Source organism: Bariatricus sp. SGI.019 (assembly GCF_050315235.1).
Classification (GTDB): domain Bacteria; phylum Bacillota; class Clostridia; order Lachnospirales; family Lachnospiraceae; genus JAFBIX01.
In genome coordinates this window covers 30652-48787 of sequence record NZ_JBNPOQ010000005.1, presented here as the reverse complement: position 1 = coordinate 48787, position 18136 = coordinate 30652, and the positions used below count along the sequence as shown (strand labels likewise).

Below are 18136 nucleotides of genomic sequence, written 5' to 3'. Positions count from 1 at the left end.
ACATTCTGTTGCGATATATTATTATTATACTTTAGACCACCATAAAAAGAAAGGGTTTTGGCAAATCTTACTCACCAAAACCCTACTTTTATTCATCTCTTATATTTTGAAATCTTCCTCTTTCAAAATAATTCTGTCAGACTCATCTGTACTTCTTCCAAACACTCTTCTTGCCAAATGCTTTACATTTGCCTTCTGAGAATGTTCAATTGCTTCATCCATGATTTCCTTAACCTCTGCAACAGATACCGCATGATCTTCTCTCTGCATCACATCAATTCTGCTGTATAATGCAAGAATTCCCATTTCATCCAGCTTATAACCATTCTCCTTCGCATATGTCTGTCCAAACGTTACCAATTCATCATTTATAAATACCGGAAGTTCCAGTCTTGAAGTAAACTTCTTCTTAAAATCTGGATTGGCTGTCATCAGACGCTCCAGTGGTTTTCTCTGATCTTCCAGCACAAAAAGAAGTTCTCCTGTCTTCTTTTCCATCAGATAATTTAACTCTTTAATTGTTCTGGAATTCAGTTTGCCTGCCTTTTCGATAATAATTGCACCACCACGAAGCTTCTGAATAATATTCGTCAATTCCTTCTTATTCAATGATTCTCCTGTTACAATCGCTACCTTTCCTTGCTTCAGGTTCCTCTGCTTCTGAATTGCCTTTACAATATCTACTGCAAGTACCGTCTTACCAGAACCTTTACGTCCGATTACCAGAAGGTTTCCTGTCTTTGAGGTTCCTTCTCTCTGTGCTCTCCGGTCATTATCAAGAACTTCCACGATCTGTTCACTCATTCCTCTTACCGGAACAAAATAAGAGAACAATTTTTTCTGTTCTTCGGTAAGTCCAGCTTTTAGACCAATCTCACTAGTTGCGCTCAGATCATAACGTCCGGTCACAACAAATCCTGTATCAAACGGAACTCCACCGCCTTTTGACTTTTTAATTCTTTTCTGAATCTCTTCTTCAGATGGCTCCTCAATTTCAAGAGTCTCTGTTACCGGTTCAGGCTCTGCCTTTTCAAGTTCCTCCTCTTCGAAATCTTCCTCCTCAAAGTCTTCTTCCTCAAGTTCTTCTTCCTCAAGTTCTTCTTCCTCGAAGTCATCTTCCTCAAAGTCTTCCTCGCCGAAATCTTCCTCCTCAAAGTCTTCTTCTCCAAAGTCTTCTTCTTCGAAATCTTCCTCTCCGAAGTCTTCTTCCTCAAAATCTTCCTCTGCAAAGTCTTCTTCTCCGAAATCTTCCCCGAAGTCTTCCTCGTCAAAGTCTTCTTCTTCGAAATCCTCTTCTCCAAAGTCTTCCTCGTCAAAGTCTTCTTCAAACTCCTCTGCAAAGTCTTCTTCGAAATCGCCGATAAAATCTTCTATATCAAAATCTTCTTCCTGATCTTCTACTTCCTCTGTTTCAAAGGTATCTTCCAGCGCATCGGCCTCGAAATTATCTTCTTCTACATCATTCTCCATTTCTTCCATCAATTTTACAATATCATCTGGAATTCTCTGTGTCTTTCCCTGAATGATCGTATCTGCTTCCTCAGCTGCTTTTTTAGCTGCTTCTTCCTCCGCTGCTTTTTTAGCTGCTTCTTCCTCTGCTGCTTTTCTGGCCGCCTCTTCCGCCGCTTTTCTGGCTGCTTCTTCTTCCGCCGCTTTTCTAGCTGCTTCTTCTTCCGCCGCTTTTCTGGCTGCTTCTTCCTCCGCTGCCTTTCTGGCTGCTTCTTCCTCCGCTGCTTTTCTGGCCGCCTCTTCCGCCGCTTTTCTAGCTGCTTCTTCTTCCGCCGCTTTTCTGGCTGCCTCTTCGGCTGCTTTTCTGGCTGCTTCTTCTTCCGCTGCTTTTCTAGCTGCTTCTTCTTCCGCCGCTTTTCTGGCTGCCTCTTCGGCTGCTTTTCTGGCTGCCTCTTCGGCTGCTTTTCTGGCTGCTTCTTCCTCCGCTGCTTTTCTGGCTTCTTCCTCGGCTGCCTTTCTAGCTGCCTCCTCAGCTGCTTTTCTGGCTGCTTCTTCTTCGGCTGCCTTTCTAGCCGCCTCCTCAGCTGCCTTTCTAGCCGCTTCTTCCTCGGCTGCTTTTCGGGCTGCTTCTTCTTCCGCCGCTTTTCGGGCCGCTTCTTCTTCCGCCGCTTTTCGGGCCGCCTCAGCTGCCTTTCTCTCTACTTCTAAGCGTTCTGCTTCTTTTCGACGTTCTGCCGCTTCCCGCTCTTTTCTAATTCTCTCGCGGTCTTCCTGCTTCTTCTTTTCGATTACTTCTGCATTCGCCTTCTGCTTTGCTTCCCACTCCTGAAGGATTTCTTCAATGCGCATCTGTCCAGTAACTCTTAACGCTTCCTCTTTCTCCTTCATTGCTTTCTCTTCTATATTGATTCCACTGGCGATTGCCACTCCCGTTGCAAGTGCTTCTTGCAAAGTTGCACCCTTTACAACTCTCGTAATTGCAGAATGCTTTTCTGGCTTTTCTTCTGGAATCTCTTCTTCCATTACTTCCGGCAATTCTTCTGCGACATCAATTCCATTCTGCTTCAATTCTCTTGCAACGTCCTGAACTTTTTCCTCTTCAGCCGCCTCTGCTTCACGGATAATTTCTGCCATAGGCGTTTTTGCCTGTTCCGGCTTCTTTTCTTCTGTCTTCTCAGACTCTTCTTTCTTTGGTGCGCCTGGGCGAGCATCGTATTTTTCCTTCTGAAGCGGGGTCAATGGCTTATACTTCATCTTCAATTCCATTGCCTGATAGACATACTTTCCTTCGCTAAACCACAGAATCAAGTCATCACATTCTTCCAGACATTCTGCAGTCATTCCCGCCTCATGATATAATTTTGCCAACTCGTATGCCCATTTTTCAACATACTCCGCCTTTTTAAAATCTTCCATGGCATGAATCTGTTCTTCTAATGGTGCTCCCTGTGCTCTCAGAATCTTGTATTTCAAAATATACTGATTTGGATCTTTTGGTGCAAGTTTTACAAATTCTTCATAACAATCTGATGCTTCTTCAAAATCTTCTATCTTTAACGCCAGATTACCGAGCCGGTATACAATCTTTCTGCTTCCCGGAGCGCGATCAAATGCAACAAATAGTATATCTCGGCTCTTCTGGAATTCTCCGTTATATTCATAGATCTCACTTACCATATTCAGCATAGACACATTCTTAACTCTGCGCCAGTCAATGGTATCTGCAATCTCCATAGCTTTCTTATATTGTTTTTTATCCATGTATTCGAGCATCTGCTCTGTCTTTACCCGATATTCATATTTATCCAAATTTCTCACCTCAAATAATTGTCAAAATAGTATATTTACTTACTTATATTTATATAAGTTTATCATATGGTTATAATAATGTCAAAATGTACAAAGAAAATTGTTAAAGATATATTACAAAAGTTACAACTTTATAACCTTATATTTCCATAAAAAAAATAGCCATTAGAACCTTTTGATTATAATGGCTATTTTATATTAAATTTTATCATATACTTTTATATTAATCGGAGGGTTATCTTTTGATTCGATGTTCCCTTTTGCCTTTTTTATTTTATACTTATAACTCAAAGTCCAAGATTACTATACTCTTTTTATTAACGATTATATTCTAATCTTCGATACCATTATTCATATCCCTCAAATCTATATAACCAGATTCCTTAGCTATTTATACCTATAACCGTTCCTATTATAGCCAGTGCCCTTATTATTTGTCTATAATCATATTAAGTTATTTCTTCTATAACATTCCAGTTAATATAGTTTACGAATACATCTGATATATTAGGTAATGTTTCTTTACACATCTTCTAATATCTTTGAACTATTATGTGGTATTATCCTCAATATGTCTGCAAATATAATCTATATTATTTCCGGTTTTTCTTCTCCGACTCTTTTTATTATTATAATTACCGGCTATTCTCTATCCTCTATGGTTAAGGCTTATTCTCTGGGAACTTTCATTTGCCATACCACTAACATATTGACTTGTAAATTCGAAATTGTCCAATGGATTAAGCCTCCTTTAACTTATATTTCCAATTTTGTTATACCTCACCGACATATGAACTATAACTATCTTCATCCATTTCCCTTCTAAAAACATCTCATATAGAATTATTTATATGGGACATCCTTCACTTTTGATTCCCTTTCTCGTCAGGAATTCTTTTGGTTAATTTGGATTTCCTTTGGATTGATTATATAATAGCACTTGAGATTATATTTGTCAACACTATTTTTATATTTTCTTTTTATTAATTTATAATTTTATTCATTTGTATAAATTTTCAGATTTTTATTATTTTTTCGTTATATTTACAAAATTAAGTCGTCTGTTTTCTGGTAGTCCTTCAAACTATAGGATTCTATAATATTGCCCTGTACAACGTACAATGTATCGTCTATGTAGACGCCTCTGACGCTTCGCAGTCCATTCCCGTTGATTTCTTCTTCCATATTGCAGACAAAGCCACTCTCTTCATCGTACGCAAAGAGATAGTATTTTTCTCCTCCCTGTGCATCACCGGAGAATCCAATGATATTACGTCCATAATCAATGAGTACTGCCTTATAATCATAAGAAACGTCTGTACTATATACATTTTCCAGGACATACGTATCTTTCTCTTTGACATCTGCAGGATCCGAGATATCAAACATGGACAGCTTGACACCATCGGTCGTCATAGTCTCTTCATCTACATTCATACCAATTCCAAGCAGCTGATCTTCTCCGTAAAAATGCAGATAATCGGAAAACCCTGGGATTTTCAGCGAACCAATAATCTCTGGATGCTCCGGGTCTGACAGATCAACACTGAACAGAGGATCTGTCTCACGGAACGTTACGAAGTAACCAGTATCTCCCAGAAATCTGGCGGAATATACCCTCTCATCTTCAGCCAGTCCTGTGATGGAACCGACAATTTCCAGTTCTTGATCCAGAATATATACGGAATTCGTCTCACCTTCGGTGGTTACCACTCGCAGATAGCCTTTATATTCATCGATCGAAAATGAATCATTGAGATATCCCTCAAACTGTCCCTGTGCTTCTGCTGTCAGCATTCCATTCTTATAAGATACCTTTCGGACGGTTGTCACATCATTACTTGAATACCTCCATTCGGTCTCATAGAAATAAATATTTTCATTGCTGACATATATATCTCCACCCTTGGAAAATAGTGCTTTACTGTCTGTGACCTCAGAAGGATGTTCAAGATTGACCGCTGTAATCACTTCATACATATATGCCTGAGAGATTTGTGGCAGATAGATATCCTTTTCCTCTATGAGTTTACCATTTACCATCGGTATATAAGTCTCTGGTTCTTCTTTTCTCGCCTGATCCTGCAGAAAGTAATCACTGAACAGATATAGATATCCATCCGACATACGAGATGAATGATAGCTGCCACTTTGAGTAACTGTACCTTGTATCTGTGGCTTTTGTGGATTCTGGATATCATAGGTAATGACCTTGACAGCCTCCGTATTGAGACCACTGTGACTGCACACTGCCACTAATTTCTTCTGTTCTTCTGCCAGATAGAATTCGTAGATATAGTCTTCTTCCACGGATATAGAAGATACTTTTTCCATATTTCCGCCGGCAGTGTCAACAATTGCTATCTCCTGCTCATTATCTTCCAGAATATACAAGTATCTTCCGTCTGTCTTTACTACATCTCCTTCATCGACACCCTCTTGTCTTACATTCGTCTGAGAATAATCGCCAGTTGACGCAGCATAGTCAGAAACTGCACTTTTCGAATCGGCCGCAGATTCATTCGATCCACTTGTCAGAAAATCTCCCCTATCTACAGCATATTCCTCTGTGACGACTCCTCTCTCTTTGGAGAATTCTTCCTGGTACGCTTCAATATAACGATATACCTGTTCATAATCTTCTGCAGTGGCAATGGTCTTACTGTCACTGATAACATTATCCGATGGCGTTGTCACCGTCTGTTGTTCCTGCCGGGAACCTGCCAGTTGCCATACCGCAATTCCTGCCACGATCACCACACACGCAGCCGCCAGGGCACCCATCCGATACACTCGTATTCTTTTCTTCGGTTCCTTTTCTTCCAGCATCCGATGAATCCGATCCGGCCCAAGATTCTCTGGAATCTCAATATTCTCCGTCTGCTTCTGAATCTTATCTAATATCTCCTTTTCTCTTCTATCCATACAGCTGCCTCCCTTGACTTATCTTAATACACATTCCATCTTCTGCAGTGCACGTCGTCTTTTCGACCGCACAGTATTAGAATTTAGGCTCAGCATTTTCCCAATCTCTTTACTGTTATATCCGCCAAAGACCGATAAACCTATAACGATCTGCTCTTCTTCTTCCAATACAAAAAATGCCCTCCTGATATCTACCGACAGACCTATGTCTTTTTCCTCAACGGAGAAAGATTCATATGTATCTTCCCATGAACACAGCGCCTCTTTTGTTGCATTTTTCAATTTCTTCTTGCAGATATTGGACAGAATCGTGAACATCCAACTTTTAAACGCATCGGCATTCCGTAGTTTTCGGACATTCTCGTAGGCAGCAATCACTGCCTCACTGACTGCATCTTCCGCCTCATGCTGGTTCTTCATGATACACAAAGCAAATCGATACAGATCCTTATAGACTGTCTCATACATCTGCGCAAATGTATTCGCATCACACTTCATATCTTTTCCTCCCTGCAAGATATATGGGTACTGGTACATATTAGAGTCAAAAATAGGGGTAACTGTTGCGGGGACGCAGAAAAAACTGCGTCCCCGTGTATGTTTTCTTTTATTTAACCTTTGTAGTAGTTGATCAGGCAGCCTTTTAAGATAATTTCTCTTTCGTTGTCTGTCATATCTCCGAGCTTGAGATCAATTTCTTTCAATCCTTCGCCGACCACGTATGCTTTGATATCGGTTGCTTTTTCTTCGATTGCTTTTCGGATCTCTGGAACGAATATATAATCGCCGTTTTTGAAGCTTAAGTTCTCATGATTCTCTTCTGTAATGAATGGAAGCATACCCCAGTTGATCAGGTTCGAGCGATATCTCTTAGTTGCGTATTCATTCGCAATATTGGCCCAGCCACCAAGCACTTTCTGGCAGGATGCCGCCTGCTCTCTTGCGGAACCGTCTCCTGGTTTTACTGCAAATATGGTACTTCCGATTCCAAGATTACCCTTTCCTGCTTCCGGGTAAGTTTCCTGCACTTTTGCCATGACTGGTTTTAATTCATCCAGTACTTCCAGAGGACACTGTCCGGCTTCGATTGCCTTTTCCGCTTTCTGCACTTCTTTTGCACGTCCAACATATGCCGGATCTTTTCTGGAGAGTGCGAATTCTGCCAGTCCCAACGGATTAGAACGATAAGAGGAAGTCTCACCAGAAGGAATCAACTCATCGGTTGTGGTAACCGGATCATGTATCTCAGATACAACTTTTAACAGCAGATTCTCCGGAAGTGGTGCCATTGCCGGCCAGTCTTTGATGTTTGGACCAAACTTGATCTCAACGGAAGGATCTGCAACTCCCTTACTGTCAAATACACGATTTGCATAGATATTCTTGTCAAAGTGGTAGGTGCGGCCTTTGTATTCCACATCCATCGCCGTAGCAGGTGTCAGGAATCCTTTGTTTGCAGCCGTTGCTGCAATAGAGCGTGCATCCATAAGTGCAACAGATGCAATCTGTCCACTCTGCAGCTTAGAACCTTCACGATTCGGGAAGTTTCTTGTAGAGTGGCGGATAGAGAATGCGTTATTAGCAGGTGTATCTCCTGCGCCGAAGCAAGGTCCGCAGAATGCTGTCTTCACGATCGTTCCTGCCTCCATAAGATCCGCAACTGCTCCATTTTTCACTAATTCCATATAGATTGGGGTACTTGCCGGATATACACTGAAGGTAAATTCATCCGATCCGATATAATGTCCCTTAATGATGTCTGCTGCCGCACAGATATTTTCAAATCCACCACCTGCACATCCTGCGATGATTCCCTGATCTACATATAATTTTCCATCAACGATCTTATTCTGTAAGCTATAATCAACTGCTCCGTCCAGACTTACCAGTGCTTTCTGCTCTACATCATGAAGGATATCCTTCAGGTTCGCATTAACTTCATCAATTGTATATACGTTTGACGGATGGAATGGCATAGCGATCATTGGCTTGATCTCACTCAAGTTCACATAGACCATACCATCGTAGTAGGTCACTGCTCCCGGATTCAGTTCCTTATATTCTTCTACTCTTCCATGAATATCGTAGAATTCCTTAATCTTCTCATCCGTCTTCCAGACAGAGGACAGACAGGTTGTCTCTGTAGTCATAACATCAATTCCAATACGGAAGTCAGCACTCAGCTTCTCAACTCCAGGACCTACGAACTCCATAACTTTGTTATTCACATATCCATTTGCAAATGTTGCACCAATGATTGCCAGTGCGACATCCTGCGGACCAACGCCCTTCATCGGTTCTCCATCCAGATAGATTCCTACGACCTGTGGCATCTTAATATCATAAGTCTTATTCAGCAGCTGTTTTACCAGCTCCGGTCCACCTTCGCCCATTGCCATCGTACCAAGTGCACCATAACGCGTATGACTGTCAGATCCCAGAATCATCTTACCGCCGCCAGCCAGCATCTCTCGTGCGAACTGATGGATAACTGCCTGATGAGGTGGTACATAGATTCCACCGTATTTCTTTGCACAAGTAAGCCCAAACATATGATCATCTTCATTGATCGTTCCGCCCACTGCGCAGAGAGAATTATGGCAGTTCGTCAGGACATAAGGAATCGGGAATTTTTCCAGGCCGGATGCTCTTGCCGTCTGAATGATTCCAACAAATGTAATATCATGAGAGGTTAATTTATCAAATTTAATCTGTAATCTTTCCATATTACCAGAAGTATTATGCTCCTCAAGGATATGGTATGCCATCGTATTCTTCGCAGCCTCAGCCGGTGACAATTCCTGTCCTGTCTTTGCCTTTACTTCTTCTGCATGTTCCACAATCTCAGTGCCGTTTAACAGATAGACTCCATTTTCGTATAATTTCACCATGTACTATCTCCTCCTAATTATTTATGTATTTCATGTGGTCTGCTACCATCATGGCTATCTTAAACGTCAAAGCATCGTCAAATACCCTGACATCTAACCCTGTTTTCTTCTGGATCTTCTCCAGACGGTACACCAGCGTATTGCGATGTACATATAACTGTCTGGCAGTCTCTGATATGTTCAGATTGTTATCAAAAAATGTGTAGACCGTCGTCAGTTCTTCTTCTTCAAATTGATCTGCGACATTTCCCTGGAATACTTCCTCCAGAAACATCTCGCACAGAGATGATGGAAGCTGATGAATCAGCCGTCCAATTCCAAGTTCATTATATGCCAGAATATTCTTATCGGAATAGAATACTCTTCCAACTTCCAATGCCATATCCGCCTCTTTGTATGACTTGGACACGTCTTTCAGCTCTTCGATGATCGTTCCATAAGAAACTCTTACACTTACCATTGCTTCCATATTCAGCGTATCTACCAGCTCTCTGGCAATCTGCGCAAGCTTCTGGTAATCATCCGTCTTCTCCAATGCTCTTACAAGAATTACATGCTTTTCATCCACTGCCGTTACAAAATCCTTTGTGCCCGTAGCGTATAATCCCTTTAACGTCTCAAGAATCAGGTTCTCCCCTTCATTCTTCGCCTCTATCAGGAACACGGTCCTTCGCAGTTCTACCGGGATCTTCATCTTTTTCGCCTGATTATACACATCGACCAACAACAGATTATCCAGAATCAGATTCTGGATAAAACGATTCTTATCCATTCGTTCTTTGTAAGCAAACAGCAGATTCTCCAGTTGGCTGACTCCCATTCTGCCTGCCATTTCCAGCTGTGGAGAATCTCCTTTTAAAACGAATACATAACAAGGATCTTCATCTTCATATGCCAAGAACATTCCTACATCTTCGCTGACTTTCTTCTCGTTCTCCTGTGCCGACTTACAAAACTCTGAGACATCTGCATCAAGACTTATCATTTTTTCATTTGTCATTACAAGGCAGATTCCCTTCATGTCCCACACAGCGCATTCTAATCCGGTAATCCGCTTCACATCCTGTACGGTTTTATGTAATATTTGATTTGATAACAATGGATATCCTCCTATTCTGTAGCATACATGTTTATTTTACCATAGGATAGAAATCATGTCTAATACTTTACTTCAATACAGCAAAGAAGAGGCCAGGCACCCGAAAGTGTCTGACCTCATTGTTATTATTCCTAGTTTGTAATTGTCTGCTCTGTCTCTTTGTCGAATACGTGGATCTTGTCAGCATCAAGAGCAAATTTAACAACATCACCTGTTCTTGCTGTTGTCTTAGGCTCAACTCTTGCTGTCATGCTAGATCCTTCATAATCGAAGTACAAGAATACTTCAGCACCAAGCATCTCGTATACACGAATCTTAGCTTCGATAACTGTATCTGGAGATTTTGCAAGGAATTCCGGCTCATCATGTACATCTTCTGGACGAATACCAAGAACAACTGTCTTTCCATCGTATCCGCCATCGATAAGTTTTTTAGCTTTTGCTGCTGGCAATTTAATCTCAGAAGGTCCTGCGATCAGAGATACTTCGCTGCCATTTACTTTACATACAGCATCTACGAAGTTCATCTGTGGAGATCCGATGAATCCTGCTACGAACAGGTTGCACGGACGATCATACAGTGTCTGTGGTGTATCTACCTGCTGAACGATACCAGCGTTCATAACTACGATTCTTGTACCAAGTGTCATAGCTTCTGTCTGGTCATGTGTTACGTAGATGATTGTTGTACCTAATCTCTGATGCAATTTAGAGATCTCGATACGCATCTGTCCACGAAGTTTTGCATCCAAGTTAGAAAGAGGCTCATCCATAAGGAATACCTTAGGATTACGTACGATAGCACGTCCCATAGCAACACGCTGTCTCTGTCCACCTGACAAAGCCTTTGGCTTACGATCCAACAATGCTTCCAGGTCAAGAATCTTAGCAGCTTCACGAACCATCTTATCAATCTCATCCTTTGGTACTTTTCTTAACTTCAGACCAAATGCCATGTTATCATATACTGTCATATGTGGATACAGAGCGTAGTTCTGGAATACCATTGCGATATCTCTGTCCTTAGGCTCTACATCGTTAACGATCTTGTCCCCAATCTTTAATTCTCCGGAAGAGATCTCTTCCAGACCAGCGATCATACGAAGTGTTGTTGATTTACCACATCCTGAAGGTCCTACGAAGATGATAAATTCTTTATCTTCAATTTCAAGATTGAAATCTTTTACTGCTTCAAATCCGTTTGGATATGTTTTGTTAATGTGTTTTAATGATAAACTTGCCATTTTAATCTTCCTCCTAAATCATTCTGCCATACCGACATTATTTCTTACGCTTTTTTTGCTCTGTTCAAAGTATATAAAAAAAGTTCAACTTCGGCTATGCCCAAGTTGAACAATTTTTTCAGGGTTTTCTATACAAGTTGACGAATGCTTCTTATTACTTGATTATCACTTTACAGCGGCGCATTATAACAGTGCTTTGTAGACGTCCCGCTTCCCGATTCCCCGGTCTTTTGCAACGCGTTTCATGGCCTCTTTTCGATCGATCCCCTGGCTCTCATAATACTCCATGTGTTCTTCGATAGTCATCTCTTCCCAGTGTGCCTGTTCTTCTGCCCGGATCTCGTCGCGGCTCTTTCCTTCTATCACCATCACACATTCGCCTTTTGGCTCATGATTATTATAATATGCAAGTGCTTCTTCCATCGTTGCAGCGAATACCGTCTCATGCTTCTTGGTAAGCTCCCGGCAGATACTGATCTTACGATTGCCAATCGTATCATACAGAAGCTGTAACGTTTTCACCAGACGATGCGGCGCTTCATATAAGACAATCGTCCGCGTCTCTTCCTTCAGCTCATCCAGCACTGCCTGACGTTCCTTTTTATCAGCCGGAAGAAATGCCTCGAATGCAAATCTTCTTGTAGACAATCCAGATATCGTAAGTGCTGTAATACAAGCTGCTGCCCCAGGAATTGCAGTCACCACAATTCCCGCCTCCTGGCACATCTTCACCAGTTCTTCTCCCGGATCTGAGATTCCCGGAGTTCCAGCATCCGTGATCAATGCAATATCTTCTCCGTTCAGCAGATGTTCTACCAGCTTATGTCCCTTTTCTATCTTATTGTACTCATGATAGCTGGTCATCGGCGTTTTGATCTCAAAATGATTCAAAAGCTTGATACTGTTGCGGGTATCCTCTGCTGCGATCAAGTCCACCTCTTTCAGAATCCGGATGCATCGAAATGTCATATCCTCCAGATTGCCGATGGGGGTGGCACACAAGTATAATGTTCCTGGCATTGTTATTTCCTCCTATATATCTCCAGAAGTTCTTCCGTATATTCTCCATCTTTCCGATACACGATAAGTGGCGGCTCCACCTGCATTCGTGGTCTTCCACCCCGCAGTCCTTCCAGAAGTACCATGTTCGGCTCTTTATCAATGTGGGGATAGACCAGCCGCATCCGCTTTGGCTCAATTCCATATGCTGACATCTTGGCAAGTATCTCCGGCAGCCGAAATGGCCGGTGCACCATATAAAACCGCCCTTTCGGCTTTAACAATCTTGCGCTTTCCCTCAAAATATCATCCAGCGTACACAATGCCTCATGCCGTGCAATGTACAATGCTTCATTTTCATTTTTCAGACCGTGCTCTCCGATCATATAAGGAGGGTTGGTCGTAATGACATGAAAGGAAGCTGCCCCAAAGATTCCGGACGCTTCCTTAATATCTCCCGTTACAATATCAATCTTATCTTCCAGCCCATTATGGCTCACACTCCGGCGCGCCATGTCTGCACTTTCTTCTTGAATTTCCAGTCCCGTATAATGTTCTCCCTCATTCTTGGCTTCCAGAAGAATCGGCAGAATTCCTGTGCCTGTTCCCAGGTCTAGTGCAAGTTCTCTCTTCCTGACCTTTGCATAAGACGACAGCAACACCGCATCCATCCCGAAGCAGAATCGTCCGGGACTCTGGATGATCTCATATCCTTTAATCTGAAGATCGTCCAGACGCTCTTCGGGCTTTAAATTATTCATCATCTAATTTGGACACTCCATTCTTTTCTTCCAGTGCCTTCAGTTCCGCCATCTCTTCCTTGGTCAGCTTCACGTCCTTCTTCTTACGTTTTGGCTTGAACCTCAGTTCCGATGCTTTATATTCACGGATCTCTTTCTCATCATTATCCAGTGTTACGATTACCTTGACCAGCTGACGCAGCACATTGACAGACTGTACGTCACCTTTTAACCCTTCCGGTGTTGTCACATGATCACCATTGTTCGGAAGATGGCTGTTCAGCTCTTCGTATGTCTCTTCCTCATTGGTCAGGCAGCACATCAGTCTTCCACATACACCAGATATCTTACTTGGATTCAATGACAGATTCTGTTCCTTTGCCATCTTGATGGATACCGGCGCAAATTCCGTCAGATACGTGTGACAGCACAGTGGACGGCCACAGATTCCGATTCCTCCGCGAATCTTCGTCTCATCCCTCACACCAATCTGCCGTAATTCAATTCTGGTCCGAAATACGCTAGCCAGATCCTTTACCAATTCACGGAAATCAATTCTTCCGTCTGCAGTAAAGTAGAAGAGCACCTTGTTATTGTCAAATGTATATTCCGCATCAATCAGCTTCATTTCCAATCCGTGCTTACGAATCTTCTCCAGACAGATCTCAAAAGCCTCTTTTTCTTTTTCACGATTCTTTTCTTCCCTACGGATGTCGTCTTTGGTCGCTATACGGATCACCGGTTTCAGTGGCTGTGTAACCTGGTTATCTTCTATATCCTTCGGACCACTCACAACAGATCCAAACTCCACACCGCGCGCCGTCTCTACGATTACTTTATCACCCGTCTTGATCTCATATTTCCCCGGTGCAAAGAAATAGATCTTTCCTGCGGGACGGAATCTTACTCCAATCACTCTTGTCATATTATTAATTCTCCTTTATCGTCAGGAACAAAAGCTCCATTACCAGATCGAAGTTTACATTCGCCTTCAATCTGGCTTTGGCCTTCTCAAGGCTCTCCAGAATTAACTGGATACCCTCATAAGAGCTCTTTTTGGCCTGTTCTTTGATATAATTTATCTGATCTTTAAATACGACCTTGTCGATATCTTTGGTCGCTTTATACAGCAAGATATCCCGGTACCATATCATAATGATATCCAGATAATCTGTAATTTCTAACTTATACTTCGTAATCCGGCTGACTGCCTGTACGATCTCACTCAATTCCATCTCGTGAATGTATTTCAGCAGCTGAATTGCCTCATCACGAATCTCATTAAAATGTTCTGAGTTCGCCAGCATGATTGCACGTCCCATGTTGCCCTGGGCAAATGCAGTACAGATCTCTGCTTTATAATCTGGGATCTCCATAGTCTCCATCAAATACTTCTTAATCAAAGTATCTTTGATATAGCGAAGTTTCAGCATGACGCATCTGGAGGTAATGGTCGGAAGCAAAGTCTCTGCATTCTCCGTCAACAGCATGATCACTGCATACTTCGGCGGCTCCTCAATCGTCTTCAGGAGTGCATTCTGCGCCTGTGGCGTCATCATATCTGCATGATCGATAATATATATTTTGTAAGGTCCCTGATAAGGCTTTATCATAATCGTGTTATTGACTTGTTCCCGAATATCATCAACACTGATAGAATTCGGCTTTTCATGTGTCACTCTGATAATATCCGGATGATTGCCGCTCTCTGCCTGCCTGCAGGAATGGCACTCATTACAGGGATCAGGTCCACCCTTCTCACACAAAAGTGTTGTCGCAAAAAGATTCGCCAGCAGCTTCTTCCCAGAGCCTCGTGCTCCATTCATAATATATGCATGAGATACCTGATCTTCTCTTATTGCATTTCCTATATATTTGATAATATCTTTGTGGCCAACCACATCTTTAAAGCTTCCCATATCGTATTTCCCCTATAATCTCTTCTAAGCATTGTGTTCTGTCTTGATTGACGAACCTTCTGGTAATTCCAAGGTTTGCAAGGTTCTCTTCTGAAAAATCTTTGGTATCCGCAAGGAATCTCCTGCACAGTTCCGCGTATCTGGGAACTTCCTGCTCCCTCTCACGCTTCAGGGCACGCATCAGACGCTCCCCGTCTTCTACTTCTATATATATAGGCACCAGATTCGACGCTCCATAATATGTTCTCATCTTATCGTATGATTCCAATGTGCCGATCACCAGATAATTCTCGTGATCCAGATCCACCTGTCCGTCATCGATCGTCGCATACTTCCAGATTCCATGCACGGTATGATATGCCCGCATCTCGATAATCTTGCCTTGGCTCTCATATGCATTTAACGTATCCTCTGACACGAAAAAGTATTCTACACCATTGTGCTCTCCTTCACGAATCGGCCGTGTTGTGTAGAGCGTTATGGTCTTCAGTTCCGGCATTGCCTGCTTCACTTCCTTAAACAGCGTGTCCTTGCCGGAGGAACTCTTTCCCATCATATAATATATCTTACCCATGCATCCATACCTCTATGTACTGCTCTTTTTTCAATCCTTCTATGGTAAAATCCAGATCCTGATACCATTGTAACATATCTGCCGCCTCTTGTGATATCTTTTCTCCCGGTACTACCAACGGACATCCCGGCGGATAGAGATATGCATATTCCATTGCCACATGACCAACGCTTTCCTGCCATGGCAGTGATCTGATCATCCCTTCTTCCGAAAAAAGCTCTACCTCAGCGCCTGAACAGATAATCTGGGCCCTTGGAAGACTGGACTGTACCGGAATCTGGAACACTTCTGAGATTCCATGTTCTCTCATTCGCCGGTCCACCTTCTCATCTATCTCTTCCAGCGCCGCAATCAGGCGATTCATCCCTTCTTCCGTATCTCCAATGGATGTCATCGCCAAGATATAAGTGCCTGCTGCCATCTCCATCTGCAGATGATATTCTTCCAGCAGAATATGCGAAAGCAGCCTGCTGGTAAGGTCCGTATCCTTCACAGATATGATCAGCTTCGACCGGTCAAAATGTTCTGTCTGAATCAGCTTCAGTCTTAGAAGTCCCGATAATCGCATCCGCATATACTCTAACCTCTCCACATAAGGTGCAAAACATTCTTCTGCCTTATGCTCCAACATCTCAACACAAGCGTCTATGCTTGCCATCAACACATAAGACGGACTGCTGGTCTGCAGCATATCCAGATACTTCTTCACCTTTCTTCGATCCACAAGATCTCCGTTCACATGTAAGAGCGCCGTCTGTGTCAATGACGGAAGCGTCTTATGAAGGCTGTGAATGACCAGATCTGCCCCCTTAGTATTGGAGTTCTCTGGGAAATAAGGATGAAAGCCAAAATGCGCTCCATGGGCTTCATCAACAATGATCGGAATGCCTTTTTCATGGACCGCTTCTGCTATTGCTTCCACATCCGATACCACTCCATCATACGTCGGCGATACTATGACCACAGCACGTATCTTGGGATTCTTCTCCAAAGCTGTCCGGACATCTTCTGCGGAAATCTCTGTATTCAACTGAGCCTCTGAATCAAAAGCCGGATATAGATATACCGGATTCAATTCATTCATATCTATCGCATGATACACAGACTTGTGGCAATTTCTTGCCACAAGTATGGTATCTCCCTTCTGAGTCACACCGAATATAGCACTCAGGATTCCCACCGTACTTCCATTGATAAGGAAATGCGTCTCATCCGCATGATAGATTCTTGCCGCACGCTCCTGTGCATCCCTCAGGATACCATCTGCGTGGTGCAGATCATCGAATCCGTCAATCTCGGTGATGTCAATCGAATAAGGAGAAGTATCTCCCAACAGATCCATCTGCCTCTTGTGCCCTGGCATATGGAAACCATAATAATCCGAATGACTATATTCTCTCAATCTGTCATATATTGTACGCATTATAATCTCTGTCTCCAACAGCAGCCTTCCATATCGTAAATGTATTTCAGTGCTGTCAAGCTTTCATCTCTTAAAAGTATATGTTACCATTCTATCAAATCAGAAAGGTTTAATCAAGCCATAAACTCCTCCAGAATCTGGCGTATCAGGACATCCTTCTCCACTTCATCCAACTTGCCTTTCCTTGATTCCTTGTCTCTGGAAGCTGTCTGCATCTGTGATGCTGCCTGAGGAATGCTCTGTGAAGGTGTCTGCACCATTGTCTGTGGTGTTACCTGCGGTGTGATCTGTGAGACTTTCTGTGGCGCTGGCTGAGGTGACGGCTGCGGCATCTCTTCTGGTCTTGGTGTTACAACTCTGGGAGCGGAAGGACTTGATATCTCCTGACCTGCCCCTGAATCTGGCGTCTCATTTTTCTCTTCCGGCATTACGCCAAATTCCATAGATGGCCCCTCCTGTGCCATAACCTTGATCTCCTTCTGATACGACTTCTCATAACGGTGAAGACATACATTTTCCAGATAATCTACCATATAATTCTGCACTGCTTCCAACTGATATCTTTCATCCGTTATCAGATGCACCAGATAGACCAAAATTGCAAGACCCGCTCCTGTTGCTCCTGTTCTCAGCACCATATCTCCCATTCCGTTCATAAGATATTCCAGCAACGCTCCGCCGGCTCCGAGCACCAGACACAGTCCGGCAGTTATATTCTCCATCCTTCTCCATCCATGAAGCTTCATCCCCAGCACCCGGTACTCGTACAGATACTTGTCCACAAATACCCTGACATTCTCCACTTTGTCGCTGACCATACACGCGTGTTCAAACTTGGCGCGCACCAGGCGCATGAGCGGATGGGTGCTTTTGTTCATATTCCCCGCTGCGCGCACCAGACGTTTCAAAGTGACATTGGCGATACATTTACTCACGATCCCTAAGACTGTCAGGATTCCCATAAGCACGAATAATACGTGCCCGTCCAATATGATTTCTAACATAATAAAGCCCTCCTTTGTCTAGCATTATAGCTGAATTTCCAAAGGAGAGCTCAAAAACCG

General features: G+C 42.8%; 13 protein-coding genes. All 13 read right to left on the bottom strand.

Annotation, left to right across the window (positions count from 1 at the left end; all coding sequences use genetic code 11):
• Nucleotides 1-99: 99 nt before the first annotated feature.
• Nucleotides 100-3222, bottom strand: a complete 3123-nt coding sequence (locus ACQRD1_RS04290; protein WP_427786968.1) for a hypothetical protein — start codon at nt 3220-3222, stop codon at nt 100-102.
• Between the two features lie 1080 nt (nt 3223-4302).
• Nucleotides 4303-6183: a beta-propeller domain-containing protein gene (locus tag ACQRD1_RS04285; protein ID WP_235233650.1), complete on the bottom strand. Its 1881-nt coding sequence runs from the start codon at nt 6181-6183 to the stop codon at nt 4303-4305.
• 18 nt (nt 6184-6201) lie between these two features.
• The gene (locus ACQRD1_RS04280; protein ID WP_235233647.1) at nt 6202-6681 is read right to left on the bottom strand and encodes an RNA polymerase sigma factor; all 480 of its coding nucleotides are present in this window, start codon (nt 6679-6681) and stop codon (nt 6202-6204) included.
• A gap of 113 nt (nt 6682-6794) precedes the next feature.
• Nucleotides 6795-9074 (bottom strand): hydratase, encoded by a 2280-nt coding sequence (locus ACQRD1_RS04275; protein ID WP_235233645.1) that lies wholly within the window; start codon nt 9072-9074, stop codon nt 6795-6797.
• Nucleotides 9075-9087: 13 nt separating this feature from the next.
• A complete protein-coding gene (locus ACQRD1_RS04270) occupies nt 9088-10173 on the bottom strand; it encodes a PucR family transcriptional regulator (protein ID WP_235233638.1) in 1086 nt (361 codons plus the stop codon).
• Nucleotides 10174-10304: 131 nt separating this feature from the next.
• A complete protein-coding gene (locus ACQRD1_RS04265) occupies nt 10305-11417 on the bottom strand; it encodes an ABC transporter ATP-binding protein (protein ID WP_235233636.1) in 1113 nt (370 codons plus the stop codon).
• A 183-nt stretch (nt 11418-11600) separates the two neighbouring features.
• Nucleotides 11601-12437, bottom strand: a complete 837-nt coding sequence (rsmI, locus tag ACQRD1_RS04260; RefSeq protein WP_235233634.1) for a 16S rRNA (cytidine(1402)-2'-O)-methyltransferase — start codon at nt 12435-12437, stop codon at nt 11601-11603.
• A 2-nt stretch (nt 12438-12439) separates the two neighbouring features.
• Entirely contained in the window at nt 12440-13180 is a 741-nt protein-coding gene (locus ACQRD1_RS04255; RefSeq protein WP_235233632.1) for a tRNA1(Val) (adenine(37)-N6)-methyltransferase, read from the bottom strand.
• Nucleotides 13170-14081 (bottom strand): PSP1 domain-containing protein, encoded by a 912-nt coding sequence (locus tag ACQRD1_RS04250; protein WP_235233629.1) that lies wholly within the window; start codon nt 14079-14081, stop codon nt 13170-13172. The genes ACQRD1_RS04255 and ACQRD1_RS04250 overlap by 11 nt, the downstream gene beginning before the upstream one ends.
• Nucleotides 14082-14085: 4 nt before the next feature.
• Entirely contained in the window at nt 14086-15075 is a 990-nt protein-coding gene (holB, locus tag ACQRD1_RS04245) for a DNA polymerase III subunit delta' (RefSeq protein WP_235233628.1), read from the bottom strand.
• The gene (locus ACQRD1_RS04240; protein ID WP_235233627.1) at nt 15062-15649 is read right to left on the bottom strand and encodes a guanylate kinase; all 588 of its coding nucleotides are present in this window, start codon (nt 15647-15649) and stop codon (nt 15062-15064) included. The genes holB and ACQRD1_RS04240 overlap by 14 nt, the downstream gene beginning before the upstream one ends.
• A complete protein-coding gene (locus ACQRD1_RS04235) occupies nt 15642-17072 on the bottom strand; it encodes an aminotransferase class I/II-fold pyridoxal phosphate-dependent enzyme (protein WP_235233625.1) in 1431 nt (476 codons plus the stop codon). The genes ACQRD1_RS04240 and ACQRD1_RS04235 overlap by 8 nt, the downstream gene beginning before the upstream one ends.
• A gap of 113 nt (nt 17073-17185) precedes the next feature.
• Complete coding sequence (locus ACQRD1_RS04230) at nt 17186-18076, bottom strand: hypothetical protein (RefSeq protein WP_427786936.1); 891 nt, start codon at nt 18074-18076, stop codon at nt 17186-17188.
• Nucleotides 18077-18136 lie beyond the last annotated feature (60 nt).